The following is a 25,225-nucleotide window of genomic DNA, read 5'->3' as shown; positions in this document are numbered from 1 at the left end:
GTTGTAAGTCTTTGGTCTGATACGGGGGTCCTGGGCCGGCGGGCCTCGGTCTCACCAAGGCCCGCCGGACTCCCGTCAGACCTCTTCGACGCTGCTCGGCTCGCGCCGGGACAGGTCGATGCCGAGCTCCTCCGCAGCGCGGAAGACGTCCTCGTCGGTGTCACGCATCTCGATGGACATACCGTCGCTGGACAGCACCTCCACGTTCAGGCAGAGAGACTGCATCTCCTTGATGAGCACCTTGAAGGACTCGGGGATGCCGGGCTCGGGGATGTTCTCGCCCTTGACGATGGCCTCGTAGACCTTCACGCGGCCGGTGACGTCGTCGGACTTGATGGTCAGCAGTTCCTGGAGGGCGTAGGCGGCGCCGTACGCCTCGAGCGCCCACACCTCCATCTCGCCGAACCGCTGGCCACCGAACTGAGCCTTACCACCCAGCGGCTGCTGGGTGATCATCGAGTACGGGCCGGTCGAACGGGCGTGCAGCTTGTCGTCGACCAGGTGGTGCAGCTTGAGGATGTACATGTACCCGACCGAGATCGGGTCCGGGAACGGCTCGCCGGAGCGGCCGTCGAACAGCCGGGCCTTACCGGACGGGAGGACCAGGCGGTCGCCGTCGCGGTTCGGGATGGTGTGCTCCAGCAGGCCGGCCAGCTCGTCCTCGCGGGCACCGTCGAAGACCGGCGTCGCGACGTTGGTCCGCGGCGGGACCTGGTCGGCGTCGATGGCCTGGAGGCGCTGCGCCCACTCGTCGGCGAGACCGGAGACATCCCAGCCCTGGCTGGCGAGCCAGCCGAGGTGGATCTCCAGGACCTGCCCCGGGTTCATTCGGGAGGGGACACCGAGCGGGTTGAGGATGATGTCGACCGGGGTGCCGTCCTCCAGGAACGGCATGTCCTCGATCGGCAGGATCTTCGAGATGACGCCCTTGTTGCCGTGGCGGCCGGCGAGCTTGTCACCGTCGGTGATCTTGCGCTTCTGCGCGACGTAGACGCGCACCAGCTGGTTCACACCGGGGGAAGCTCGTCGCCCTCCTCGCGGTCGAAGACGCGCACACCGATGACCTTGCCGGTCTCGCCGTGCGGCACCTTCAGCGAGGTGTCACGGACCTCACGGGCCTTCTCACCGAAGATCGCGCGCAGCAGGCGCTCCTCGGGCGTCAGCTCGGTCTCGCCCTTGGGCGTGACCTTGCCGACGAGGATGTCACCGGCGATGACCTCGGCACCGATACGGATGATGCCGCGCTCGTCGAGGTCGGCGAGGACCTCCTCGGAGACGTTCGGGATGTCCCGGGTGATCTCCTCGGGGCCGAGCTTGGTGTCACGGGCGTCGACCTCGTGCTCCTCGATGTGGATCGAGGAGAGGACGTCGTCCTGCACGAGGCGCTGCGACAGGATGATCGCGTCCTCGTAGTTGTGACCCTCCCACGGCATGAACGCCACGAGCAGGTTCTTGCCGAGCGCCATCTCGCCCTGCTGGGTGGCCGGACCGTCGGCGAGGACCTGGCCCTCGATGATCCGGTCGCCCTCGGCGACGATGACCTTCTGGTTGACCGAGGTGCCCTGGTTGGAGCGGGCGAACTTGGCCAGGCGGTACGTGATGTACGTGCCGTCGTCGTTGGCGGTGGTGATGTAGTCCGCGGAGACCTCCTGGACCACACCGGCCTTCTCGGCCTTGACCACGTCGCCGGCGTCGACCGCGGAGCGGTACTCCATGCCGGTGCCGACGAGCGGGGACTCCGCCTGGATCAGCGGAACGGCCTGGCGCATCATGTTCGCGCCCATGAGGGCACGGTTGGCGTCGTCGTGCTCCAGGAAGGGGATCATGGCCGTCGCGACCGACACCATCTGGCGCGGCGAGACGTCCATGTAGTCCACGTCCTCGGGGCCGACGTAGTCGACCTCGCCGCCCTTACGGCGGACCAGCACGCGTGCCTCGGCGAAGCGGAGGTCGTCCGTCAGCGGCGCGTTGGCCTGCGCGATGACGAAGCGGTCCTCCTCATCGGCCGTGAGGTAGTCGACCTGGTCGGTGACCTGGCCCTCGAACACCTTGCGGTACGGGGTCTCGACAAAACCGAACGCGTTGACCCGGCCGTAGGTGGCGAGCGAGCCGATCAGACCGATGTTCGGGCCTTCAGGGGTCTCGATCGGGCACATGCGGCCGTAGTGCGAGGGGTGCACGTCACGGACCTCGAAGCCGGCCCGCTCACGGGACAGACCACCCGGGCCGAGCGCGGACAGACGCCGCTTGTGCGTCAGACCCGACAGCGGGTTGTTCTGGTCCATGAACTGGGACAGCTGGCTGGTGCCGAAGAACTCCTTGATGGAGGCGACGACCGGCCGGATGTTGATCAGGGTCTGCGGCGTGATCGCCTCGACGTCCTGGGTCGTCATCCGCTCGCGGACGACTCGCTCCATACGCGCCAGACCCGTACGGACCTGGTTCTGGATGAGCTCGCCGACGCTGCGCAGGCGGCGGTTGCCGAAGTGGTCGATGTCGTCGGTCTCGACGACCACGGACGTGCCGTTGTCACCGACCGTCTCGGTCTCGCCGGCGTGCAGCTTCACCAGGTACTTGATCGTCGCGATGATGTCCTCGACGGTCAGGATCCCGGCGTCCAGCGGGGTGTCCGTACCCAGCTTCTTGTTGACCTTGTAGCGGCCGACCTTGGCCAGGTCGTAGCGCTTGGGGTTGAAGTAGAGGTTCTCGAGCAGCGTCTGCGCGGCCTCACGCGTGGGGGGCTCGCCCGGACGCAGCTTGCGGTAGATGTCGAGCAGCGCGTCGTCCTGGCCCTGGGTGTGGTCCTTCTCCAGGGTGGCGCGCATGGACTCGTACTCGCCGAACTCCTCGAGGATCTGCTCGGTGGTCCAGCCGAGCGCCTTGAGCAGGACGGTGACGGACTGCTTGCGCTTGCGGTCGATGCGGACACCGACCATGTCGCGCTTGTCGATCTCCATCTCCAGCCAGGCACCCCGGGACGGGATGATCTTGGCGGAGAAGATGTCCTTGTCGGACGTCTTGTCGATGGAGGAGTCGAAGTAGACACCGGGCGAACGGACGAGCTGCGACACCACGACACGCTCGGTGCCGTTGATGACGAAGGTGCCCTTGTTCGTCATCAACGGGAAGTCGCCCATGAAGACGGTCTGGGACTTGATCTCGCCGGTCTCGTTGTTCGTGAACTCGGCGGTGACGAAGAGCGGGGCCGCGTACGTGAAGTCGCGCTCCTTGCACTCGTCGATCGAGTTCTTCGGCGGCTCGAAGCGGTGGTCGCGGAAGGTCAGCGACATCGACCCGCTGAAGTCCTCGATCGGGGAGATCTCCTCGAAGATCTCCTCGAGCCCGGACTTGGTGGGGACGTCCTGACCGTTCTCCAGAGCCTCCTCGACCCGACTCTGCCAGGCCGTGTTGCCGAGCAGCCAGTCGAAGCTCTCGGTCTGCAGCGCGAGCAGGTTCGGAACCTCGAGAGGCTCCTTGATCTTTGCAAAAGAGATGCGCAGCGGGGCGGTGCTGGCGCCGTTGTTCGTATTCGCGGTCGAGGCGTTGCGCGAGGCGGCCAAGAGGGGGTCCTTCCGAGGGCTCGGACTCACTACGCGCGTACCGGCCCCTCTCCCGTACACAGAGACAAGCTATGTCCGTCCGGCCGAAAAGCCAGATCAGACAGGTCTTGTCGTCGATGCTCGGGCGAGGGCAGACCCCTGGTGACGGGCAGGGGACAGCTAACAGGCAGCGCAAAGGGTCAGTGTAGCCACATGGCACACTGATGTCCAGTCCGGGTTGTCAGACCCGTGTTGACCCTCGTTGTTCCACTCCTGCGACAAGGCGCTGCCCTCAACGCACGTTGATACTGCCCTCTTCGTCGCCGATCCATACCTCGGATTCGGATCCTTGTGACGACGCGTCCTGAGAATTGCGCGCTGCGTGCGGTTCGTCAAGGCCCCCCTGCCCGAACCGGGGCCCGCCCAGACACGACGAAGATCACCATACCCGCCGCCACAGAGGGTGCAAGGCAACCGCGGCCGGACCCCGCAAACGCCGAAGAGCGACCACCCGGATGGATGATCGCTCTTCCGCGCTTACGCGTTACACGCCCAGTGGGACGTGTCGTGGATCCTGGCGGATCCGGGAGGTCTTACTTGACCTCGACGGAGGCGCCGGCGCCCTCGAGGGACTCCTTGGCCTTGTCGGCGGCCTCCTTGTTGACCTTCTCCAGAACCGGCTTCGGCGCACCGTCGACCAGGTCCTTGGCCTCCTTCAGGCCCAGGGAGGTCAGCTCACGCACGACCTTGATGACCTGGATCTTCTTGTCGCCGGCACCGGTGAGGATGACGTCGAACTCGTCCTTCTCGGGCTCGGCCTCGGCGGCGGCGCCACCAGCGGCACCACCGGCGACGACGACCGGGGCGGCCGCGGCGGCGGTGACGTCGAACTTCTCCTCGAACGCCTTCACGAACTCGGAGAGCTCGATGAGGGTCATCTCCTCGAACTGCGCGAGCAGGTCTTCCTGGCTGAGCTTCGCCATGATGGCGGTCCTTCCACTAATTCGGCAGGTGCCGGATGTACATGTGAGGCGGGCGTACTACTGGCCCGCGACGGCCTCCGCTTTCAGGCAGCGGGGGCCGGGATGCGAGCCGAGTTACTCGGCACCGCCCTGCTCGTCCTGCTTGGCACGGAGCGCGTCCACGGTGCGGACGAGCTTCGACGGCAGCGCCTGGAAGACAGAGGCAGCCTGGGACTGCTTGCCCTTCATGGCACCGGCCAGCTTGGAGAGCAGAACCTCGCGGGACTCGAGGTCCGCAAGCTTCTTGATCTCATCAGCGGACAACGCCTTGCCGTCAAGGACGCCGCCCTTGATGACCAGGCTGGGGTTGTTCTTGGCGAAGTCACGGAGACCCTTCGCCGCCTCGACCGGGTCACCGGTCACGAAGGCGACGGCCGACGAACCCGTGAAGAGGTCGTCGATCGCGGTGATCCCGGCCTCGTTGGCCGCAATCTTGGTCAGCGTGTTCTTCGCCACACGGTACTGAGCGTTCTCACCGAGTGAACGACGCAGCTGCTGGAGCTGCGCCACGGTGAGACCGGTGTACGCGGTAATGACGGCGCCGTTGGAGTTGCGGAACTTGTCCCGCATCTCCTCGACGGCATCGACCTTGTCAGGCCTCGCCATGAGCCTCGGCCTCCTTCCGGGTGATTCGGACCGCGCGGACCCGAAGGAGGACTGGGGAAAACGAAACGCCCCGGCGCAGGCGCACGGGGCGAAGCTCGACCGACTGCACGCACGCACGAGGCGGCGCACTCCGGGAACTCTTCCACTGTCACCTGCGCGGGCCGTCCGCCGTTCAGCGGATCCTTCGGCCACCGCACCCTCATCCGAGCGCGCGGTAACGACCAGCGGTCTTTGGCTTCTGTAGGAGAGTACGGGAACGGATCGCCGTCAAGCAAATCCGCCCGTACGGCGGATCAGCTCGCGTCGAGTTCCTTGAACAGGTCGGCGAGGTCGGCGACGTCCTTGGCCGGCGGGGCCGTGACGTTCACCGGCTTGTTGTAGTCGAGGAAGGTGATGGTCATGTCGAGCGGGCCCTTGTCGGCCTCGCCCTTCATCCGGAACTGCTTGGTGTGGTCGTCGCCGTCGACCCACATGTCCATCGTGAGCTTGTCGACGCCCAGCTTCTCGTACTGCTTGATGCTCTTCTCTCGCTGCTCGCGGGTGTCCGCCTTCCCGTCCTTGAGGGACGCGCGGAGGTCCTTGAGCGTGACGGTGCCCGTGTAGTGGGTCGTGTCGACGCCCTCGACCTTCTCGGAGCCGACCTTCTTCACGTCCTTGGCGCCCGTGAGGAAGGTGGACTCCGCCGCCGGGTTCTGCTCGGCCTGGTTCGCGGACCCCAGCTGGTCCAGCTCCTTGCCCGCGTCAGACCCGGACAGGTCGAACTTCATCCAGGTCTTGCCGTCCATCTCCTTGGCCATCTCGGCTCCCCCACCGATGTACATGGCCTTGTCGACGAGGCGGATCTCCATGGCCTCGGTGGCGCCCTGCTCGGGGGCCGTCATCTTCATGCTCATGGCGATCGTGGGCTTCAGGCGCATCGACGCCTCGCCCTTGACCCGGCCCGACTCCGGCACGGTGCCGCTCATGCGGTACCGGAGGGACGTGATGTCCTCCGTGTTCTTCGCCGCCTTGGCGACGGCGGCCGCGGGCGTCATCTCCGGCGACTGCTCAGAACCGCAGCCGACCGCCCCGGCGGCGAGAAGCAGAGCGCCCAGCCCGGCGACAGGTATGGATGTCCTCATTGATTCCCCCCAAGGAATACTTGCTTGCTGCACAGCAAGGCCGTGAGCCTATCCCAGAGGGGCACAAGTGATCTATCCGGTTTCACGGAGACCTCAGGACGTACCGGCCTTCTTCCGCATCAGGTCCTCGAAGTCCCCGGTGTCCGACAACGGGGGCCGCTGGGCCCGGACCCGCACGCCGTAGTCGCCGTAGTACGCGGTCTGGGTCATCAGGCCCGTGGTCATCCGGGCCTTCTCCACCTTCTTGACCAGCAGGTTCCGCTCGTCGATCCAGATGTCGACGGTCTCGGTGGTGACGCCGACCTCGGTGAGCCGCTCCTTCAGGGCGGCATCGGTGACGTCCGCGGCGACCACGGTGCCGGAGTAGTGCGTGGCGGGCCGGCCGCGCACGGACTCCTCGCCGACCTTTCGGGCGTCCCCGGAGGCCAGCAGGAGCTTCACGGACTGGTTGGGCGTGGTGGTGCGCATCTGGTCGCCGAGGTGGGCACCGGAGCCACCGGCGAGAGCTTCCAGGTCCTCGTACGCGTACCGGATCCAGTGCTTGCCGCCGGCCTGCTCGGCGAACTTCTCGCCCATGCGCGCGTAGTAGGCGTCGGGCAGGTAGCGGGCCTCCATGGAGGTGCTGCCGAGCCGGCGCATGGTGTCGGCCAGGGTGCCGCCGGTGTACGTGATGGTCAGGGTGCCGCTGATGCCGTCGCCCCAGCCGAGGGTGCCGTCGGCGGTCATGGACATCAGCGAGCCCACGGTCGTCGTGGACTCGACCCGGGCGGACTCGGCCCGCTGGGTGGCGCGCTCGGCGGAGCGCAGGGCCGCGACGGACCTGCCGTGCGCGGCCCGGTCGTCCTTGCCGGGGCCGTCGGAGGAGTCCGGGGAGGTGCAGGCGGCCATCCCCGTCAGCGCGGTCGCCACCGCGAGCACCAGGCCCACGCGGCGCACGGTCGTGCCCTGCATACGTCCCCCCGTTCCCATCCGGTTCCCGCACGTTAACCCAGGCCACCGGCGTACGTACCGGAAAGGGGAACGGGCCCCGCACCTGTGAGAGGTGCGGGGCCCGTGACCGGTTGGGTGAGCCGTCAGGCTCAGACCGCGGCCGGGTCCTCCTCGACGAGGAGGTTGCGGGTGCGGTTCGGGTCGACCGGGATGCCGGGGCCCATCGTGGTGGTGATGGCGGCCTTCTTGATGTACCGGCCCTTGGCGGCGGACGGCTTCAGACGGAGGATCTCCTCCAGCGCCGCGCCGTAGTTCTCCACCAGCTTGGTGTCGTCGAAGGACGACTTGCCGATGATGAAGTGCAGGTTCGCGTGCTTGTCGACACGGAACTCGATCTTGCCGCCCTTGATCTCGGTGACGGCCTTGGCGACGTCGGGGGTGACGGTGCCCGTCTTCGGGTTCGGCATCAGACCACGCGGACCGAGCACGCGGCCCAGGCGGCCGACCTTGCCCATGAGGTCCGGGGTGGCGACGACGGCGTCGAAGTCCAGACGGCCCTTCGACACCTCGTCGATCAGCTCGTCGGCGCCGACGATGTCGGCGCCCGCGGCACGCGCGGCCTCGGCACGGTCGCCGGTCGCGAAGACCAGGACCCGGGCGGTCTTACCGGTGCCGTGCGGGAGGTTCACGGTGCCACGGACCATCTGGTCGGCCTTGCGCGGGTCGACACCCAGACGGAAGGCGACCTCGACGGTGCCGTCGAACTTGGTCGTGGAGGTCTCCTTGGCGAGACGGACGGCCTCGAGCGGGGCGTAGAGCTTCTCCCGGTCGATCTTGGCGTCCGCAGCGCGAAGGGACTTGCTGCGCTTGCTCACTACTGCTCCTGTGGATTCTTAGGAGTCGTGGTCCGGGCCGAGCAGGCCCTGCCACTTCTGCTGATGGGGTTGGGGCTCAGCCCTCGACCGTGACGCCCATGGAACGGGCGGTGCCGGCGATGATCTTCTCGGCGGCGTCCAGGCTGTTGGCGTTGAGGTCGGGCATCTTTGTGGTGGCGATCTCGCGGACCTGGTCACGCGTGATCTTCGCGACCTTGGTCTTGTGCGGCTCGCCGGAGCCCTTGTCCACGCCCGCGGCCTTGAGGATCATCTTCGCGGCCGGCGGGGTCTTGGTGATGAAGGTGAAGGAACGGTCCTCGTAGACCGTGATCTCCACCGGGATGACCCAGCCACGCTGCGACTCGGTCGCGGCGTTGTAGGCCTTGCAGAACTCCATGATGTTGACGCCGTGCTGGCCCAGCGCGGGGCCGACCGGCGGGGCCGGGTTGGCGGCACCGGCCTGGATCTGGAGCTTGATGAGCCCCGTGACCTTCTTCTTCTTGGGAGGCATGTGCTCTCTCCGGGTCCTAGTGAGAGTTTTCCAGCCCCTGATCCGGATGAGCCGGATGGAGGCATACCGCACAACGATAACGGGTATCCATGTGCGGCCAAAAACCGAGCAGGTCAGGCAGACTCCAGGAGCCCGTCTGACCTGCTCGGAAGCCGGGGTGCTGCTAGTTCTTCTGGATCTGGTCGAAGGAGAGCTCGACCGGCGTCTCGCGGCCGAAGATCTCCACGAGGCCCTTGACCTTCTTCGAGTCCGGGTTGATCTCGTTGATGGTCGCCTGGAGCGTGGCGAACGGGCCGTCGGTGACGGTGACCGAGTCGCCGACCTCGAAGTCCAGCACCTGGACCTCGACCTTGCGCTGCGGAGCCGGCTTGCCCTCGGCCTCGGCGGCCTCGCGGGCGGCCTTCTCCTCGGCCTCCGGGGCGAGCATCTTGACGATCTCGTCCAGCGTCAGCGGGTACGGGTCGTAGGCGTTGCCCACGAAGCCGGTGACGCCGGGGGTGTTGCGCACGACGCCCCAGGACTCGTTCGTCAGGTCCATGCGGACGAGGACGTAGCCCGGGAGCTTGTTCTGCTTGATCGTCTTGCGGTCGCCGTTCTTGATCTGGACGACCTCCTCCTGCGGCACCTCGGCCTGGAAGATGTAGTCCTCGACGTTCAGCGAGACGGCGCGCTGCTCCAGGTTGGTCTTCACGCGGTTCTCGTAGCCGGCGTAGGTGTGGATGACGTACCACTCGCCGGGCAGGACCCGCAGTTCCTCGCGGAGCTTCTCGATCGGGTCGCGGTCGTCCTCGGGCTCTTCCTCGGACTCTTCCGCGATCTCTTCACCGGATTCGGTCTCCGCCTCGGCGGCGTCGTCCGCGACGGCGTCGGCAGCCTCGACCTCGGCGGAGGCCTCGGTGTCCTCGCTGTCCGCGCCCTCGACGGTGTCGAGCTCGTCCTCGACGGACTCGACAGGCTCGATGGCGTCGTTCACGTTCGGGTCAGACACGGTGGCTGCTTCTTCCTGGATACATGGGGGTGGAACATGCGAAAGGAGCGCCGGGTACCTCGGCGCTCTTCGCTGGCGGCTCAGCCGAACACGTACTTGGCGGCGTGGCTGAGTCCATAGTCAATCACGGTGACCAGGCCGATCATGATGACCACGAAGATGATCACCACGGTCGTGTACGTCGTCAGCTGGTTGCGGGTCGGCCAGACGACCTTGCGCAGCTCCGCGACGATCTGGCGGTAGAAGAGGGCGAGCCGCTTCAGCGGGCCCTTCTTGCCGCGCTTGCCGCCCTTGCGGGTCTTCTTGGACTCCGGCGCCTCGTCCTGGGCATCAGGCATGTCGATGGAGCCCACGGCGTCCGTCACTCGTCCTCACCTGATTCCGGGTCGTGGCCGTGCCGCGCCCGGTCTGAGCCGCACGGCGGTGCATTGCTGTACGTACATGCGCACACATCCTGGCGACGGTGTGTGTAGCAGGGCCGGAGGGACTTGAACCCCCAACCGCTGGTTTTGGAGACCAGTGCTCTACCAATTGAGCTACGACCCTTTGCGTGTCCCCCAACGTACCGCATCCGTCCGGATGCTTGGTGTGCACCGAACGGGGCGCGGCCCGCTGAAGGCCAACGAGGTGAGAGTGTACGTGGTCTGCGGCCGGTCGTCGAACAGAATGGGCGCCAGTAAGGCCTCGTTGGCGGAAGATCGCCTGCGGAACGGGGTGCGGACGGCCGGGCTCCGGCTGAAGATCGCCCAGGCCGCGCGGTCGGTCCGGACTGTTGTTCTGGGGTTTGCCCGGCGTTGTTCAGTCTGTGAAACCCCCGTGCCGCGCACGTTTCCGGTCTGAAACGATGGGGCCCATGAGCGCTGCAACCCCTCCCACCGAGCGCCGGGTCTCCGCCCGAGTCGGCGCGATCTCCGAGTCCGCCACCCTCGCCGTGGACGCCAAGGCCAAGGCCCTCAAGGCCGCAGGGCGGCCGGTGATCGGCTTCGGCGCCGGTGAGCCCGACTTCCCGACCCCGGACTACATCGTCGAGGCCGCGATCGAGGCCTGCAAGAACCCGAAGTTCCACCGCTACACGCCGGCCGGCGGCCTGCCCGAGCTGAAGGCCGCGATCGCCGCGAAGACGCTGCGCGACTCCGGCTACGAGGTCGACGCGTCGCAGATCCTCGTCACCAACGGTGGCAAGCAGGCCATCTACGAGGCCTTCGCCGCGATCCTCGACCCGGGCGACGAGGTCATCGTGCCCGCGCCGTACTGGACGACGTACCCGGAGTCGATCCGGCTCGCCGGGGGTGTCCCGGTGGAGGTCGTCGCCGACGAGACGACCGGCTACCGGGTGTCCGTCGAGCAGCTGGAGGCGGCCCGTACGGAGAAGACGAAGGTCGTCCTGTTCGTCTCGCCGTCCAACCCGACCGGCGCGGTCTACAGCGAGCAGGAGACCGAGGCCATCGGCCACTGGGCCGTCGAGCACGGCCTGTGGGTGCTCACCGACGAGATCTACGAGCACCTGGTCTACGGCGACGCCTCCGCCGTGTCGCTGCCGGCGGTGCTGCCCGAGCTGCGTGACAAGTGCATCGTGGTGAACGGTGTCGCGAAGACGTACGCGATGACCGGCTGGCGGGTCGGGTGGATCATCGGCCCGAAGGACGTGGTCAAGGCCGCGACGAACCTCCAGTCGCACGCCACGTCGAACGTGTCCAACGTCGCCCAGGCCGCCGCGCTGGCCGCCGTCTCCGGTGACCTGGTCGCCGTCGAGAAGATGCGCGAGGCGTTCGACCGGCGCCGCAAGACCATGGTGCGGATGCTGAACGAGATCGACGGCGTGGTGTGCCCGGAGCCGGAGGGTGCGTTCTACGCGTACCCGTCGGTGAAGGCGCTGGTCGGCAAGGAGATCCGGGGCCGGCGGCCCAAGGACACGGTCGAGCTGGCCGCGCTGATCCTGGAAGAGGCCGAGGTGGCGGTGGTGCCGGGTGAGGCGTTCGGTACGCCCGGGTATCTGCGGCTGTCGTACGCGCTGGGTGACGAGGATCTCGCCGAGGGCGTGAGCCGGATGCAGAAGCTGCTGGCGGAGGCCAGGGACTGACTGCTCACGTGAGTGGTCGAAGCGGGCCGTTCCCCTTTCGGGGAGCGGTCCGCTTTCTCGTGTGGGAGTGCGAGCAAGACCACGTTCGGGGAAACAGCTACCGGGACAGCTGAGACGTACGGCAGGATCCTGGAATGGAGCGTGTACGTGATGTCTCTGAACTGCCGAAAGCCCATCTGCACCTGCACTTCACCGGGTCGATGCGGCCCTCGACCGTGCTGGAACTGGCCGACAAGCACGGGGTGCGCCTGCCCGACGCGCTGACCGAGTCGCTGGTCGGCGGGGAGCCGCCGAGACTGCGGGCGACGGACGAGCGGGGCTGGTTCCGCTTTCAGCGGCTGTACGACGCGGCACGCTCGTGTCTGCGGGAGCCGGAGGACATCCAGCGGCTGGTACGGGAGGCCGCGGAGGAGGATCTGCGGGACGGGTCGGGGTGGCTGGAGATCCAGGTCGACCCGACGTCGTACGCGCCGCGGCTGGGCGGGTTGATCCCGGCGCTGGAGGTCATCCTCGACGCGGTGGAGACGACGTCGCGGGAGACCGGGCTCGGTATGCGGGTGCTGGTCGCGGCGAACCGGATGAAGCACCCGCTGGACGCGCGGACGCTGGCGCGGCTGGCGGTGCGGTACGCGGACCGGGGGGTCGTCGGGTTCGGGCTGTCGAACGACGAGCGGCGGGGGATGGCGCGGGACTTCGACCGGGCGTTCGGGATCGCGCGGGAGGCCGGACTGTTGTCGACGCCGCACGGGGGCGAGCTGGCGGGGCCGTCGTCGGTGCGGGACTGTCTGGACGACCTGGGGGCGGACCGGGTCGGGCACGGCGTGCGGGCGGCGGAGGATCCACGGCTGATGAAGCGGCTGGCGGACCGGCAGGTGACGTGTGAGGTGTGCCCGGCGTCGAATGTGGCGCTGGGGGTGTACGAGAAGCCGGAGGACGTGCCGCTGCGGACGCTGTTCGAGGCGGGGGTGCCGCTGGCGCTGGGCGCGGACGACCCGTTGCTGTTCGGTTCGCGTCTTGCCGCGCAGTACGAGATCGCGCGGCGGCATCACGGGTTCACGGATGCGGAGTTGGCGGAGGTGGCTCGGCAGTCGGTCCGGGGGGCGGCGGCACCGGAGGACGTGAAGACGAAGCTGCTGGCCGGGGTGGACGACTGGCTGGCGTCGTAGCGCCTGCGCGACGGGGTGGGTCGGGGCGGTGCGGGGGGCGGGCCACGCGGGGGGGGGCGTGGGGCATGCGGCTCGCCGCCTAGCTGCGGGCATTCGTGCCGCTGGGGCGGCGCCCGTCCCGCCGGGCTGCGGATCCACCCGGCCTCAGCACCGAGGCGGGGTGCCTACAGGCTGACCCCGACCGTCACCGGCTCGTTCACCAGCGTGACCCCGAAGGCCTCGCGGACACCGGCAACGACCTCGCGGGCGAGGGCGAGCAGGTCCTCCGTGGTCGCGCTGCCCCGGTTGGTCAGCGCCAGGGTGTGCTTCGTGGAGATGCGCGCGGGGCCGTCGCCGTAGCCCTTCGTGAAGCCCGCCTTGTCGATCAGCCAGGCCGCGGAGGTCTTCGTACGGCCCTCACCGGCCGGGTACGCGGGAGGCTCCACGCCGTCGCCGAGGCGCTCGCGCACGCGCGCGCGGAAGGTCGCGAAGTCCGCGTCCGTGAGGATCGGGTTGGTGAAGAAGGAGCCGGCCGACCAGGTGTCGTGGTCCTCGGGGTCCAGGACCATGCCCTTGCCGGCGCGCAGCTTGAGCACGGTGTCGCGGGCCGAGGCGAGCGGGACGCGGTCGCCGGCTTCGACGCCGAGGGCGCGGGCCGTCTCGGCGTACCTGAGGGGGGCGGAGAGGCCGCCGGCGTCCTCCAGGGAGAAGCGGACGCGCAGGACCACGTATCGCTCCGGGTCGGCCTTGAAGCGGCTGTGGCGGTAGGAGAAGGCGCAGTCCTCGTTGGCCAGGGTGACCGTCTCGCCGGTGCGGCGGTCGTAGGCGACGACCTCGGTGATCGTCGAGGAGACCTCCTGGCCGTACGCCCCGACGTTCTGGATGGGGGTCGCGCCCGCCGAGCCCGGGATGCCGGCCAGGCACTCGATGCCGGCCAGGCCCGCCTCCACCGTGCGGGCGACGGCGTCGGTCCACACCTCGCCGGCGGCCAGTTCCAGTCTCGTGCCGTCGAGGGTGTAGCCCTTGGTGGCGATGACGAGGGCGGTGCCCTCGAAGCCCTTGTCGCCGATGACCAGGTTCGAGCCGCCGCCGATGACCAGCAGCGGGGTGCCCGCCTCGTCGGCTTCGCGCACGACGGCGATCACCTCGTCGTCCGTCGTCGCGGTGACCAGCCGGGTCGCGGGGCCGCCCAGCCGGAAGGTGGTCAGCGGGGCGAGGGGGGCGTCGTGGAGTTCCTGCACGGGCTCAAGAGTACGAGACGGCACTGACAGCCTCCGCACACGTGCGTGCGACCCCCGCCCGGGGACGAGGGCCGCCATGAGGGGCGCCCCGCATTGGAGAGCGCCCCTTACCCCGCATCTGCCGTCTCAGGCCAGCCGCACGACCGCGCGCGACATGCCCAGCACCTTCTGCCCGGCGCTCGTCGCCGTCAGGTCCACGCGGACCGTGTTGTCGTCGAGCTTGGCCGCGACCTTGCCACCGACCTCGATCACGGCGCCCTGGTCGTCGTTCGGGACGACGACGGGTTTGGTGAAGCGGACGCCGTACTCGACGACCGCTCCCGGGTCGCCGGCCCAGTCGGTGACCACGCGGATCGCCTCGGCCATGGTGAACATGCCGTGCGCGATGACGTCCGGCAGGCCGACCTCCTTGGCGAACTTCTCGTTCCAGTGGATCGGGTTGAAGTCGCCGGAGGCGCCCGCGTACCGGACGAGGGTCGCGCGGGTCACGGGGAATGTCTGTGCGGGCAGTTCGGTGCCGACCTCGACGTCCGAGTAGGAGATCTTCGCCGTCATGGGATCGCTCACGCCTCCTCGGCCGCGCGGGCCACGAGCTTGGTCCAGGCGGTCACGACGTGCTCGCCGGCCTCGTCGTGGACCTCGCCCCGGATGTCCAGGATGTCGTTGCCCGCGAGGGACTTGATCGCCTCGATGGTGGAGGTGACCGTGAGCCGGTCGCCGGCGCGGACCGGGCGGCGGTAGGCGAACTTCTGGTCACCGTGCACGACTCGGCTGTAGTCCAGGCCGAGCTGGGGGTCCTGGACGACCTGCCCCGCGGCCCTGAAGGTGATCGAAAAGACGAAGGTCGGCGGCGCGATCACGTCGGGGTGGCCGAGCGCCTTGGCGGCCTCCGCGTCCGTGTACGCCGGGTTGGCGTCCCCGACCGCCTCGGCGAACTCACGGATCTTCTCCCGGCCCACCTCGTAGGGCTCGGTGGGCGGGTACGTCCGCCCCACGAAGGACTGGTCGAGCGCCATGGCCCGGCACCTCCTGGTTGCGCTACTGAACGGTACGGGTCGTTCAACGACGCGAGGCCGCCCCCGATCACTCGGGAACGGCCTCGCGTACGAGCCTGATTTATCGCGTCTCGCGGTGCGCGGTGTGCGCGTTGCAACGCGGGCAGTGCTTCTTCATCTCAAGACGGTCCGGGTTGTTACGCCGGTTCTTCTTGGTGATGTAGTTCCGCTCCTTGCACTCCACGCAGGCCAGCGTGATCTTCGGGCGGACGTCGGTGGCAGCCACGTGAGTGCTCCTAAGACGAACGGATGGACTGTTTAACGCAAGAAGAGTAGCCGATCGAAGGACCGACCCCGCAATCGGCTACTGAGAGTAGCGGTGACCGGACTTGAACCGGTGACACAGCGATTATGAGCCGCTTGCTCTACCGACTGAGCTACACCGCTTTGATGTGGCCGGGCCCCGCCTCGCGACGGGAACCGTTCACATCAGAGCCCCAAAACGGAATCGAACCGTTGACCTTCTCCTTACCATGGAGACGCTCTGCCGACTGAGCTATTGGGGCGAGCGATGAAGACATTACACGCTCTGCCGCCGTTCACCCAAATCCGTTTCGGGTACCCGGCCGGGCCGCGCGCACCGTCCTCCCCGCCGCCTCGTGCGTGCCTCGCGTTCCGCACAGCGGACCACGCCGGTACGACTATTGCGCTCCTCCCCGCGACGGGCGGGGGGCCGTCCTAGGCTCGTCTCACTCTGAGTGATCATGCGTCCTCGCGTGCGCAGCCGAGCCCCAGGAGCGCGATGCCCGACAGCCAGCCGCAGCCACCTCCGCCCCCGTCGTCCTCGCCGGGTCCGGCCGACCCGTCGTCGCTGCTGCTGTGCGGGGCGCGGCTCACCGACGGCCGGACCGTGGACGTACGGCTGGGCGGCGGGCGTATCGAGGCGGTCGGCACGGCCGGCAGCCTGGCGGCGGTCGGCACGCGCGCGTGCGGGGCGCGCGTGGATCTCGGCGGCTATCTGCTGCTGCCGGCCCCGGCCGAGCCGCACGCCCATGCCGACACGGCGCTGTCCGCCGACGCCCAGGGCCCGGTCTCGTACGAGCCACAGGAGGTCCAGCGCCGGGCGACCGAGGCCGCGCTGCTCCAGCTCGGGCACGGGGCGACCGCGATGCGGGCCCACGTGCGCGTGGGGGACGTCCAGGGGCTGGGCGCGCTGGCGGCCGTGTTGCAGGCGCGGCGGGCGCTGCGGGGGCTGGCCGAGCTGACGACGGTGGCGATGCCGCGAGTGCTGACCGGGGTGGCCGGGGCGGACGGGCTGGCGGTGCTGCGGGACGCGGTGAAGATGGGCGCCTCGGTGGTGGGCGGCCGGCCGGATCTCGACCCGGATCCGACGGGGTACGTGGAGGCGGTCCTGGAGGTGGCCTCCGAGCACGGCTGTCCCGTCGACCTGCACACGGACGCCGGGGATCCGGCGCGGCTGGCCCGGCTCGCGGCGATGGCGGGCGGGCTGCGTCCCGGGGTGACCCTCAGCCCGTGCGGCGATCTCGGCCGGCTTCCCTCCGAGGTGGCCTCGCGGACCGCGGACCAACTGGCGGCGGCCGGGGTGACGGTGGTGTGCCTGCCGCAGGGCGGCTGCGGCGGCGTGGACCGGCGGGGGGCGGCTCCGGTACGGCTGCTGCGCGCGGCCGGGGTGCGGGTGGCCGCCGGGAGCGGGGCGCTGCGGGACGTGTCGAACCCCGTGGGGCGCGGGGACCCGCTGGAGGCGGCGTTCCTGCTGGCCTCGCGCTACGGGCTGTCGCCCGAGGAGGCGTACGACGCGGTGAGCGGTTCGGCGCGAGCGGTGCTGGGGCTGCCGGAGGTGCGGGTGGAGGCGGGTTTCCCGGCCGAGTTGGTCGCGGTGCGGGGGGACCGGCTGGCGGGGGTGCTGTCACTGGCCTACAGCCGGGTGGTGGTGCACCGGGGGCGCGTGGTGGCGCGGACCAGCGCGGTGCGGGAGTTCTGTAGTTCGGCGGCTTCGGTGGAGCTGGGGCTGCCGCGGCAGGGGCGGGGGCAGTTGTCGTAGGGCGCGGGGCGGTAGGGGTGTCGGGGTGTGGCTCAAGTCGTGCGGCGGACGGTGCTGTCCGGGCGTACGGTCGAAGGCATGCGTACTGTAATCGCTGGTGGTCATGGTCAGATCGCGTTGCGGCTGGAGCGGCTGCTCACCGCGCGCGGGGACGAGGTCGCGGGGATCATCCGCAAGGCCGAACAGGCCGACGATCTGCGGGAGGCCGGTGCCGAACCGGTCGTGCTCGACCTGGAGTCGGCGTCCGTGGACGAGGTCGCGGAGCGGCTCAGGGGCTCCGACGCGGCGGTGTTCGCGGCGGGCGCGGGACCGGGCAGCGGGGCGGCCCGCAAGGACACGGTGGACAAGGCCGCGGCGGTCCTCTTCGCGGACGCGGCGGTGCGGGCGGGCGTACGGCGCTTCGTGATCGTGTCGTCCATGGGCGCCGACCCGGAGCACAAGGGCGACGAGATCTTCGACGTGTACCTGCGCGCCAAGGGCGAGGCGGACGCGTACGTGCGCGGGCTGGACGCGCTGGACTGGACGATTCTGCGCCCCGGCCAGCTCACCGACGACGCCGGCACCGGCCTGGTACGCCTGGAGGCGCACACGGGTCGTGGCCCGATCCCGCGCGACGACGTGGCCACCGTACTCGCGGAGCTGGTGGACACCCCCGCGACGGCCGGCCTCACTCTGGAGCTGATCAGCGGGCCGGCTCCGGTGTCCGTGGCGGTGAAGTCGGTGGCTGGGAACTGACGACGCCGGGGAACCGTTCCTAGAACAGGGGCAGTTGGCCCGGGAAGTCGGGGACCGCGTAGCCGTCCAGGGAGGGCTGTTCCGGGCCGAGCAGGGCCTGGCGGCGGGAGCCCGGGCATGAGGTGAGTTCGCCGTGTTCCCGGGCGCCGGGCGGGTCGTGGCGCGCGTACCGTCCGGCGACGACGGCGATCTCGCGACGGCACGCGGGGCAGGTTCTGCGACGGGAGGACATGGGGCCAGTGTGCAGCGCGTGCGGCCCGCGTATGCCTGTCGCCCGCCCCGTGGTCCGCCATGCCCGCGCTCATCATGAGCGCCAAGAACCCACCCGTCTCGCCCCTGGCCGCACACCAGGAACTGGGGCAGCACCCCGGCGGGCAGGACCTGCTCCGCCTGGAACTCGTTGCGCGCGAAGGTGCTCACCAGCAGCCCCAGCGCCAGCCCCGGCAGCGCGCCGAGCATGGCGACGACCACCAGCAGATACGCCGGGCCCTTGATGTCCAGGCCGAGCGGGCCGATGGACAGCAGAGTGGAGAGCACCGCCTGCAACAGGGTCAGGAAGGCGAACGCGAGGCTGTGGCCGAGCACGATGTCCAACCGCTGCACGGGCATCGTCAGCAGTCGCTCGGCGGTGCCGGTGGTGCGTTCGGCAGCGTCGACACGGACGCCACCAGGTACATCACGATGACCGGGCAGATGCCGAAGACCTGGAACCCGACCCGCTCGAAGGTGGCTTCGGAGTCATGGAACATCAGCTTCAGCAGCACCATGAGCATGCACGTGATGGCCAGCAGCAGTGCGGTACGGCCCTTGTCCCGGCAGATCTGCAGGAGCACCCGGACCGCGGTCGCGCCCGTGGTGGTGGGCGAGAACGGCAGCCGCTCGGCCACTCGGACGCCACTCACCGCACCGTGTCCGCGGCGAAGTAGGCCCGTTCCGCCTCGGGGGCGCCGGCCTGGTCGAGGAGGCCCGGCAGGACCGGCGGCAGGCTCTGCTCCGTGGCCCGCCGTCGCGCGCGTTCCTCGGCGTCGGACGCGGCCTGCACCAGATGCATGAACGCCTCTTCCACGTCGTCGCAGCCGGTGTGCTCCAGCAGCGTGCCCCGGTCGGCACCGGCCAGCAGCCGTCCGGCCCGCATCAGCAGCAGCCGGCCACAGCGGTCGGCCTCGTCCATCACATGGCTGGACACCAGCAGCGCGGTGCCCTCCTCGGCCAGCCCCTGGAACACCGGCCGCAACTCCCGGCGCACCATGGGGTCCAGGCCGACGGTCGGCTCGTCCATCGAGCAGGTCAGGCTTTTCCAGCAGCGCGAGCCGCCAGCGACACCCGCGAGTACTGGCCCCCCGACAGACGGACGACCAGCTTGTCGGCGTAGGAGGCCAGGTCGACCTCCTTCACCACCCGGACCACCGCGTCCTGCCTGTGCCGGCCCCGCATTGCCTAGGGCGGGCGGCGAAGTGGCGCAAATTCTCCAGCACGGTCAGGCCCGCGTACCGACGGCTCCTGCGTGACGTAGCCGACGCGGGTCCTCGGGTGCCGGGGCGCCGGCCGCGTATCCGAGGACCTGGACGTGGCCCGCCGTGGTCTGCTGCACGCCGACCACGGACCGCAGCAGCGTCGTCTCCCCGCAACCGCTCGGCCCGAGCAGGCCCACGATGCAGCCGCGGGGGACGGTGAAGCTGACGTCCTGGAGGACGGTGTGGCGGCCGCGGACCACCCGCAGCCCGTAGGCGGCCACGGCGGGAAGACCGCCGGCAGCGCTGCGCTCGTCTCGGTCTGCTGCACGACTCCACTGTGTTTCGTCACGATCGGTTCCGCTCCGAGCGGCCGGGCTGAGGCCGGGTGCTACGGCGGTTGGTCACGGCTGTGGGTGGATGAGGGCTCTGGGTCGCCGCACAGACATCGGCCCACCCCGACCGAAGTCACGCCGCGTTAGGTCCGCTCCCCCGTGTGCGCGGGAGGCCGCCTCCCTCTGGCCGGGGTCAGGACTCGCGGCAGGTCATCGCCCAGGCGATGTCGTGGGGTTGCCGGTAGGTGTCGGGGGTGGGCTGCGCCCACGACAGGGCCCGCAGCGCGGCGGACACCTGGCGGCGGGCCTCCTGCTCGGCGGCCTGGCGGCCACCGGCCTCCTCGACCAGTTCGCGCGCCAGGGCGGCGTCCCTCTCGTCCAAGGGGTGCGTGCACCAGCTTCCGGTACTGGAACGCCGGCGCCTATCCCGACGACGGGTGCGACACCCGCGACGAGGTGCTGATCGCCGAGACGATCGAACCACCGGCCACCGGCCCGGACTGCAAGCTGAAGGGCGGCACCTGGTCGTCCTACCGACGATCACAGGATCACCTCCGCCGCGGCGATGGACGTCGACCACATGGTGCCGCTGCCCGAGGCCTGGAACTCCGGCGCCTCCCAGGGGACGGCCATCCGCCGCGAGGCCACGATAACGACCTCGCCGACCCGCGCTCCCTGGTGGCCGTGTCCGCCGCGGCACACCGCAGCAAGGCCGACCAGGATCCCGCCCAGTGGCTGCCGCCCAACACCAGGCCACGTGCCGCCACATCGTCGAATGGACGGCCGTGAAACTGAGCTGGAGCCTCACCGCGGACACCGAGGAACGCGAGTCCCTGGTTCGTCTCGCCGAGGCCTGCCCGGACGCGGTGGTCACCTACACACAGGCGCCGTAGGCCTCCATACACGAGCCACCCCACACAAAAGACCCCCTCTCTGCTGCGTTTCCGCAGTTGAGAGGGGGTCTTCCCCAGTGTGGCGGCGCCAGGATTCGAACCTGGGAAGGCTGAGCCGGCAGATTTACAGTCTGCTCCCTTTGGCCGCTCGGGCACACCGCCGGGGTTGCTGCCCATTGAACCGCCTTCTTCGGCGGTGCTCCGTGGCAACGACGTAAACCATACCTGATGTGGAGGGGTGCTTCGCCACCCGATTGATCGGCGCCCGGAGGGCGGGGGGTGGCTAGGCTTGTCCGGATGCGGCCCGGGATCTGAACAGGCCCGGCGGCCGCCCACGTACGCCGGTACGCACGATACGCACCCCGATACAAGGAGCCACAGGACATGGCCGACTCCAGTTTCGACATCGTCTCGAAGGTCGAGCGGCAGGAGGTCGACAACGCACTCAACCAGGCCGCCAAGGAGATCTCGCAGCGCTACGACTTCAAGGGCGTGGGTGCCTCGATCTCGTGGTCCGGTGAGAACATCCTCATGGAGGCGAACTCCGAGGACCGGGTGAAGGCTGTTCTCGACGTCTTCCAGTCCAAGCTGATCAAGCGCGGCATCTCGCTGAAGGCTCTGGACGCGGGCGAGCCCCAGCTCTCCGGCAAGGAGTACAAGATCTTTGCGTCGATCAAGGAGGGCATCTCCCAGGAGAACGCGAAGAAGGTGGCGAAGATCATCCGTGACGAGGGCCCGAAGGGCGTGAAGGCGCAGGTGCAGGGCGAGGAGCTGCGGGTCAGCTCCAAGAGCCGTGACGATCTTCAGGCCGTCATTGCCCTGCTGAAGGGCAAGGACTTCGACTTCGCCATGCAGTTCGTGAACTACCGGTAGGTCGGCTCGGGTCCTCGGGACCCCCAGTCCGCACGGGCGGGTTCCCGGTCTGCACGGTTACGAGGAAGGGTGGGCACCTGCTGGATGCCCACCCTTCTCGCCTGCCGGCTGCGGTCCATGGGCGCCTGCCGGGCACGGGCGGTGTGGCGCACACCGGCCGTGGGCCGTGGGCGCGGTCAGTCGCGTGAGTTGCCGAACACGAGGCGGTAGGCGATCAGGAGGACGAGCGATCCGCCGATCGCCGCGGCCCAGGTCGTGCCGTCGTAGAAGTTCTTGGTGATCGGGTGGTCCATCCAGCGGGCCGATATCCAGCCGCCGATGAACGCACCCGCGATGCCGATCAGGGTCGTGCCGATGAGGCCGCCCGGGTCGCGCCCCGGCAGCAGGAACTTCGCGATGGCGCCGGCCAACAGTCCCAGGATGATCCAGCTGATGATGGTCATGCCGTGAACCTGCCCTTTCACGCTGTGCCCGCACTGTCCCGGCCATGTGATCTTGCTCCCGGCAGGCCGTGTACGTGCGTCGTACGCCGGGCGTTCCGCGTGCGTCGTCCTTGCCGCGCGCGTTCACGCCGTCTTGAGGGGGAGGACGCCCTGGCGGCGCCCGCTGGTTGCACTGATCAGTAGGGTGCGACGCATGACAGCCTCCGCTTCCGGACTGCGCCGCACCCTCGGCGTGGGTGACGCCGTCGTCGTCGGACTCGGCTCGATGGTGGGAGCCGGGATCTTCGCCGCCCTCGCGCCCGCGGCTCACGCGGCGGGCTCCGGGCTGCTCCTCGGGCTCGCCGTCGCCGCCGTGGTCGCGTACTGCAACGCCAAGTCGTCGGCCCGCCTCGCCGCCCTGTATCCCGCCTCAGGCGGTACATACGTGTACGGGCGTGAGCGGCTCGGGGAGTTCTGGGGGTATCTCGCGGGCTGGTCGTTCGTGGTCGGGAAGACGGCATCCTGTGCGGCGATGGCGCTCACCGTGGGCACGTACGTCTGGCCGGGGCAGGCGCACGCGGTGGCGGTCGCGGCCGTGGTGGCGCTGACCGCGGTGAACTACGGCGGTGTCCAGAAGTCAGCGTTGCTGACGCGGGTGATCGTGGCGGTGGTCCTGGCTGTCCTCGCCGCCGTGGTCGTCGGGTGTCTTCTGTCCGGCGAGGCGGATGCCGGACGGCTGGACATCGGGGCCTCGAACGGCGCGGGCGGTGTGCTTCAGGCGGCCGGTCTGCTGTTCTTCGCGTTCGCCGGGTACGCCCGGATCGCGACCCTCGGTGAGGAGGTACGGGATCCGGCGCGCACCATTCCGCGCGCGATCCCGCTGGCGCTGGGCATCGCACTGGTGGTGTACGCGGGTGTGGCGGTGGCTGTCCTTTCGGTACTGGGGTCGGACGGTCTCAGGGACGCGACAGCGCCGCTGGCCGACGCCGTGCGGGCGGCCGGGGCGCCCTGGCTCGTGCCGGTGGTGCGGATCGGTGCGGCCGTGGCCGCGCTGGGGTCGCTGCTCGCCCTGATCCTGGGCGTCTCACGGACGACACTGGCCATGGCCAGGGACCGGCATCTGCCGGGCGCGCTGGCGGCCGTGCATCCGCGTTTCCAGGTGCCGCACCGGGCGGAGCTGGCCGTGGGCGCGGTGGTCGCGGTCATGGCCGCCACGGTGGACGTCCGGGGGGCGATCGGGTTCTCCTCCTTCGGGGTGCTGGCGTACTACGCCGTGGCCAACGCGTCGGCCTGGACGCTGGATTCGGCGCCGACGGCACGGGTGGTGCCGGCGGTCGGGCTGGTCGGGTGTGCGGTGCTGGCGTTCTCGCTGCCGGGGGTTTCGGTGGTCGTCGGCGCGGGTGTGCTGGCGGTGGGGGCGGTTGCGTACGGAGTGCGGCGGGTGATGCGGGCGGGGGCTGGGAGGGCGTAGGGCTGCCCTCTTTGCTGCGGTCTGGGGCCCCTGGCTGCGGTCGGGGCTTCCTGGCTGTGGTCAAGGGCTTCTTGCGGCAGGGGCTTCCTGGCTGTGGTCGAGGGCTTCTTGCGGCAGGGGCTTCCTGGCTGCGGCCCGGGGGTTCTTGCTCTGTGGTCGACGGCTTCCTGGCTGCGGCCGGGGGCTTCTGCTGCGGCCCGTGGGGCTTCTTCGCGGCGGTCCGGTTTTCTTGGCTGCTGATTTCTCGGCTGCTGCCGGCCCGCTCGGTTGCTGAGGTCAGGGGCCTCTCACCGGGGCGGTCGGCTCGGGATGCGAAGTCCGGCCGCTTGGGCGGGTGTTGGTCCTGGCCCTCACTCGTGTGGGCAACTGCTCGTTCGCGGTCATGGGTTCATGATGCAGGGCGCCACCGACAGCCGGGCGGGCCTGTGGATAACCCGTGGTCTGTGGGAACCGGGCGGCGTTGCCCCGCCGTCAGCGCACCGCGAACGGCTCGTTCGTCCGCACGATGTCGCGGCCCAGCGGGAGCAGGGAGACCGGGATGAGCTTGAAGTTGGCGACGCCGAGCGGGATGCCGATGATCGTGACGCACAGCGCGATGCCGGTGACGATGTGGCCGAGGGCCAGCCACCAGCCCGCGAGCACCAGCCACAGCACATTGCCGACGCAGGACGGCGCGCCCGCGTCACGGCGCTCGACCGTCGTGTACCCGAAGGGCCACAGGGCGTAGACGCCGATGCGGAAGGCCGCGATGCCGAACGGGATGCCGATGACGGTGATACAGAGGAGCAGGCCCGCGGCCATGTAGGCGAGGAAGAGCCAGAAGCCGCTCAGGACGAGCCATATGACGTTCAGGACGGTCTTCACTGATTCCCACCTGCCATCTTCTCGAGCCGTGCGATGCGGTCCGCCATCGGCGGGTGCGTGGAAAACATCTTCGAGAGCCCTTGGCCGGGCCGGAACGGGTTCGCGATCATCATGTGGCTGGCGGTCTCGATGCGCGGCTCGGGCGGCAGCGGGAGCTGCTTGGTGCCGAGTTCGAGCTTGCGCAGGGCACTGGCCAGGGCGAGCGGGTCGCCGGTGAGCTGGGCTCCGGAGGCGTCCGCCTGGTATTCCCGGGAGCGGCTGATGGCCAGTTGGATGACGGAGGCTGCCAGCGGGCCGAGGATCATGATCAGCAGCATGCCGAGCAGGCCGGGGCCGTCGTCGTCGTCCGAGCGCCCGACCGGGATCAGCCAGGCGAAGTTGACCAGGAACATGATCACGGAGGCGAGGGCACCGGCGACCGAGGAGATGAGGATGTCGCGGTTGTAGACATGGCTGAGCTCGTGGCCGATGACGCCGCGCAGCTCGCGCTCGTCCAGGAGACGCAGGATGCCTTCGGTGCAGCACACGGCGGCGTTGCGCGGGTTGCGGCCCGTGGCGAAGGCGTTGGGCGCCTCCGTCGGGGAGATGTACAGGCGCGGCATGGGCTGGCGGGCCTGCGTGGAGAGCTCGCGGACCATGCGGTAGAGCCCCGGGGCCTCGAACTCGCTCACCGGGCGGGCGCGCATCGCGCGCAGGGCCAGCTTGTCGCTGTTCCAGTAGGCGTACGCGTTGGTGGCCAGCGCTACCAGAACGGCGATGACGAGCCCCATACGGCCGAAGAAGCTGCCGATGACGATGATGAGTGCGGACAGTCCTCCGAGGAGGACTGCTGTCCTGAGCCCGTTGTGCCGGCGGTGCACGGTACGCCCTCCAAGTGGTGCGGCAGGGGGACCCTTGCTGCTGATCTGCGGTGCCACTGGTGCCGTGACGTTCACGTCCAGTGGACCTTCCCGTACTGGTCAACGCCAGGCGGGAGGCACTAGTTCCCTTGTGCGCGCGGCGGGGGGTGTGGACCGTCCGGGTGAACGGCACCGGGAAAGCGGCACGCGCGCGTGGAGGGCCGGGT

The 25,225-nt window shown here is 69.4% G+C and carries 27 protein-coding genes, 4 tRNA genes and 1 pseudogene; 7 read left to right on the top strand and 25 right to left on the bottom strand.

The window, feature by feature from the left end; translation table 11 throughout:
• Nucleotides 1-75: 75 nt before the first annotated feature.
• The 10 genes and pseudogenes from rpoB to V8690_RS25980 form a co-directional block, all read right to left on the bottom strand.
• Nucleotides 76-3,560: pseudogene (gene rpoB / locus V8690_RS26025) on the bottom strand (DNA-directed RNA polymerase subunit beta).
• 572 nt (nt 3,561-4,132) lie between these two features.
• Nucleotides 4,133-4,522, bottom strand: a complete 390-nt coding sequence (rplL, locus tag V8690_RS26020; protein WP_338782528.1) for a 50S ribosomal protein L7/L12 — start codon at nt 4,520-4,522, stop codon at nt 4,133-4,135.
• 114 nt (nt 4,523-4,636) lie between these two features.
• Nucleotides 4,637-5,167 (bottom strand): 50S ribosomal protein L10, encoded by a 531-nt coding sequence (gene rplJ, locus V8690_RS26015; RefSeq protein ID WP_338782527.1) that lies wholly within the window; start codon nt 5,165-5,167, stop codon nt 4,637-4,639.
• Nucleotides 5,168-5,460: 293 nt separating this feature from the next.
• A complete protein-coding gene (locus V8690_RS26010) occupies nt 5,461-6,288 on the bottom strand; it encodes a DUF1396 domain-containing protein (protein WP_338782526.1) in 828 nt (275 codons plus the stop codon).
• Between the two features lie 93 nt (nt 6,289-6,381).
• Nucleotides 6,382-7,239 (bottom strand): hypothetical protein, encoded by an 858-nt coding sequence (locus V8690_RS26005; RefSeq protein WP_338782525.1) that lies wholly within the window; start codon nt 7,237-7,239, stop codon nt 6,382-6,384.
• A 128-nt stretch (nt 7,240-7,367) separates the two neighbouring features.
• A complete protein-coding gene (gene rplA, locus V8690_RS26000; protein ID WP_010036794.1) occupies nt 7,368-8,093 on the bottom strand; it encodes a 50S ribosomal protein L1 in 726 nt (241 codons plus the stop codon).
• 76 nt (nt 8,094-8,169) lie between these two features.
• A complete protein-coding gene (gene rplK, locus V8690_RS25995) occupies nt 8,170-8,604 on the bottom strand; it encodes a 50S ribosomal protein L11 (protein ID WP_338782524.1) in 435 nt (144 codons plus the stop codon).
• A gap of 163 nt (nt 8,605-8,767) precedes the next feature.
• On the bottom strand, nt 8,768-9,592 hold the full coding sequence (gene nusG / locus V8690_RS25990; protein ID WP_338782522.1) for a transcription termination/antitermination protein NusG: 825 nt from the start codon (nt 9,590-9,592) through the stop codon (nt 8,768-8,770).
• 80 nt (nt 9,593-9,672) lie between these two features.
• A complete protein-coding gene (gene secE, locus V8690_RS25985; RefSeq protein WP_010036800.1) occupies nt 9,673-9,957 on the bottom strand; it encodes a preprotein translocase subunit SecE in 285 nt (94 codons plus the stop codon).
• A 108-nt stretch (nt 9,958-10,065) separates the two neighbouring features.
• Nucleotides 10,066-10,138, bottom strand: a tRNA-Trp gene (locus V8690_RS25980).
• A gap of 307 nt (nt 10,139-10,445) precedes the next feature.
• Here V8690_RS25980 and V8690_RS25975 point away from each other — a divergent pair.
• Together V8690_RS25975 and V8690_RS25970 are read left to right on the top strand one after the other, a co-directional pair.
• Nucleotides 10,446-11,672, top strand: coding sequence for a pyridoxal phosphate-dependent aminotransferase (locus V8690_RS25975; protein ID WP_338782521.1), 1,227 nt, complete (start codon nt 10,446-10,448; stop codon nt 11,670-11,672).
• A 134-nt stretch (nt 11,673-11,806) separates the two neighbouring features.
• Entirely contained in the window at nt 11,807-12,838 is a 1,032-nt protein-coding gene (locus tag V8690_RS25970; protein ID WP_338782520.1) for an adenosine deaminase, read from the top strand.
• Nucleotides 12,839-13,002: 164 nt separating this feature from the next.
• Here V8690_RS25970 and V8690_RS25965 read toward each other — a convergent pair whose 3' ends face one another.
• From V8690_RS25965 to V8690_RS25940, 6 genes are all read right to left on the bottom strand, one after another.
• Nucleotides 13,003-14,058 carry a UDP-N-acetylmuramate dehydrogenase gene (locus tag V8690_RS25965; protein WP_338782519.1) on the bottom strand — a complete coding sequence of 352 codons (1,056 nt, stop codon included), beginning with the start codon at nt 14,056-14,058 and terminating at the stop codon, nt 13,003-13,005.
• 126 nt (nt 14,059-14,184) lie between these two features.
• Nucleotides 14,185-14,613 (bottom strand): MaoC family dehydratase, encoded by a 429-nt coding sequence (locus tag V8690_RS25960; RefSeq protein WP_338785460.1) that lies wholly within the window; start codon nt 14,611-14,613, stop codon nt 14,185-14,187.
• A gap of 8 nt (nt 14,614-14,621) precedes the next feature.
• The gene (locus V8690_RS25955) at nt 14,622-15,074 is read right to left on the bottom strand and encodes a MaoC family dehydratase N-terminal domain-containing protein (RefSeq protein ID WP_338782518.1); all 453 of its coding nucleotides are present in this window, start codon (nt 15,072-15,074) and stop codon (nt 14,622-14,624) included.
• Nucleotides 15,075-15,174: 100 nt separating this feature from the next.
• Nucleotides 15,175-15,339 (bottom strand): 50S ribosomal protein L33, encoded by a 165-nt coding sequence (gene rpmG / locus V8690_RS25950; protein ID WP_003948671.1) that lies wholly within the window; start codon nt 15,337-15,339, stop codon nt 15,175-15,177.
• A gap of 88 nt (nt 15,340-15,427) precedes the next feature.
• Nucleotides 15,428-15,500: transfer RNA gene (locus V8690_RS25945), tRNA-Met, on the bottom strand.
• A 46-nt stretch (nt 15,501-15,546) separates the two neighbouring features.
• Nucleotides 15,547-15,619, bottom strand: a tRNA-Thr gene (locus V8690_RS25940).
• Nucleotides 15,620-15,855: 236 nt separating this feature from the next.
• Here V8690_RS25940 and V8690_RS25935 point away from each other — a divergent pair.
• Together V8690_RS25935 and V8690_RS25930 are read left to right on the top strand one after the other, a co-directional pair.
• The gene (locus V8690_RS25935; RefSeq protein WP_338782517.1) at nt 15,856-17,115 is read left to right on the top strand and encodes an amidohydrolase family protein; all 1,260 of its coding nucleotides are present in this window, start codon (nt 15,856-15,858) and stop codon (nt 17,113-17,115) included.
• Nucleotides 17,116-17,193: 78 nt separating this feature from the next.
• Complete coding sequence (locus tag V8690_RS25930; RefSeq protein WP_338782516.1) at nt 17,194-17,850, top strand: SDR family oxidoreductase; 657 nt, start codon at nt 17,194-17,196, stop codon at nt 17,848-17,850.
• A 19-nt stretch (nt 17,851-17,869) separates the two neighbouring features.
• Here the strand turns inward: V8690_RS25930 and V8690_RS25925 are convergent, their stop codons facing one another.
• The 5 genes from V8690_RS25925 to V8690_RS25905 all read right to left on the bottom strand — a co-directional run bounded on the left by V8690_RS25925 (nt 17,870) and on the right by V8690_RS25905 (nt 20,018).
• Nucleotides 17,870-18,082, bottom strand: a complete 213-nt coding sequence (locus V8690_RS25925) for a hypothetical protein (protein WP_338782515.1) — start codon at nt 18,080-18,082, stop codon at nt 17,870-17,872.
• Nucleotides 18,083-18,461: 379 nt separating this feature from the next.
• On the bottom strand, nt 18,462-18,752 hold the full coding sequence (locus V8690_RS25920) for a hypothetical protein (RefSeq protein WP_338782514.1): 291 nt from the start codon (nt 18,750-18,752) through the stop codon (nt 18,462-18,464).
• Nucleotides 18,749-19,129 (bottom strand): hypothetical protein, encoded by a 381-nt coding sequence (locus V8690_RS25915; protein WP_338782513.1) that lies wholly within the window; start codon nt 19,127-19,129, stop codon nt 18,749-18,751. Before V8690_RS25915 ends, V8690_RS25920 begins: the two co-directional genes overlap by 4 nt.
• 198 nt (nt 19,130-19,327) lie before the next feature.
• A complete protein-coding gene (locus V8690_RS25910; RefSeq protein WP_338782512.1) occupies nt 19,328-19,585 on the bottom strand; it encodes an ATP-binding cassette domain-containing protein in 258 nt (85 codons plus the stop codon).
• A gap of 244 nt (nt 19,586-19,829) precedes the next feature.
• Nucleotides 19,830-20,018, bottom strand: a complete 189-nt coding sequence (locus V8690_RS25905) for a hypothetical protein (RefSeq protein ID WP_338782511.1) — start codon at nt 20,016-20,018, stop codon at nt 19,830-19,832.
• A 349-nt stretch (nt 20,019-20,367) separates the two neighbouring features.
• Here V8690_RS25905 and V8690_RS25900 point away from each other — a divergent pair, with 349 nt between their 5' ends.
• Nucleotides 20,368-20,529: a hypothetical protein gene (locus V8690_RS25900; protein ID WP_338782510.1), complete on the top strand. Its 162-nt coding sequence runs from the start codon at nt 20,368-20,370 to the stop codon at nt 20,527-20,529.
• 80 nt (nt 20,530-20,609) lie between these two features.
• On the opposite strand, the gene V8690_RS25895 is transcribed toward V8690_RS25900, so the two are convergent.
• A tRNA-Tyr gene (locus V8690_RS25895) sits at nt 20,610-20,691 on the bottom strand.
• A 222-nt stretch (nt 20,692-20,913) separates the two neighbouring features.
• On the opposite strand from V8690_RS25895, the gene V8690_RS25890 reads away from it, so the two are divergent.
• Nucleotides 20,914-21,402: a YajQ family cyclic di-GMP-binding protein gene (locus V8690_RS25890; RefSeq protein WP_338782509.1), complete on the top strand. Its 489-nt coding sequence runs from the start codon at nt 20,914-20,916 to the stop codon at nt 21,400-21,402.
• 176 nt (nt 21,403-21,578) lie between these two features.
• Here the strand turns inward: V8690_RS25890 and V8690_RS25885 are convergent, their stop codons facing one another.
• A complete protein-coding gene (locus V8690_RS25885) occupies nt 21,579-21,845 on the bottom strand; it encodes a GlsB/YeaQ/YmgE family stress response membrane protein (RefSeq protein WP_338782508.1) in 267 nt (88 codons plus the stop codon).
• A 193-nt stretch (nt 21,846-22,038) separates the two neighbouring features.
• Here V8690_RS25885 and V8690_RS25880 point away from each other — a divergent pair, with 193 nt between their 5' ends.
• Complete coding sequence (locus V8690_RS25880) at nt 22,039-23,295, top strand: APC family permease (protein ID WP_338782507.1); 1,257 nt, start codon at nt 22,039-22,041, stop codon at nt 23,293-23,295.
• 471 nt (nt 23,296-23,766) lie between these two features.
• On the opposite strand, the gene V8690_RS25875 is transcribed toward V8690_RS25880, so the two are convergent.
• Both V8690_RS25875 and htpX read right to left on the bottom strand, forming a co-directional pair.
• Nucleotides 23,767-24,159: a YccF domain-containing protein gene (locus V8690_RS25875; protein WP_338782506.1), complete on the bottom strand. Its 393-nt coding sequence runs from the start codon at nt 24,157-24,159 to the stop codon at nt 23,767-23,769.
• Complete coding sequence (gene htpX, locus V8690_RS25870; RefSeq protein WP_338782505.1) at nt 24,156-25,019, bottom strand: zinc metalloprotease HtpX; 864 nt, start codon at nt 25,017-25,019, stop codon at nt 24,156-24,158. The genes V8690_RS25875 and htpX overlap by 4 nt, the downstream gene beginning before the upstream one ends.
• Nucleotides 25,020-25,225 lie beyond the last annotated feature (206 nt).

Origin of the sequence: Streptomyces sp. DG1A-41 (assembly GCF_037055355.1) — a bacterium.
In the GTDB taxonomy this organism is placed as follows: Bacteria; Actinomycetota; Actinomycetes; order Streptomycetales; family Streptomycetaceae; genus Streptomyces.
Note: the sequence above shows the minus strand (reverse complement) of the source record. Positions and strands in the feature narration are given on the sequence as shown.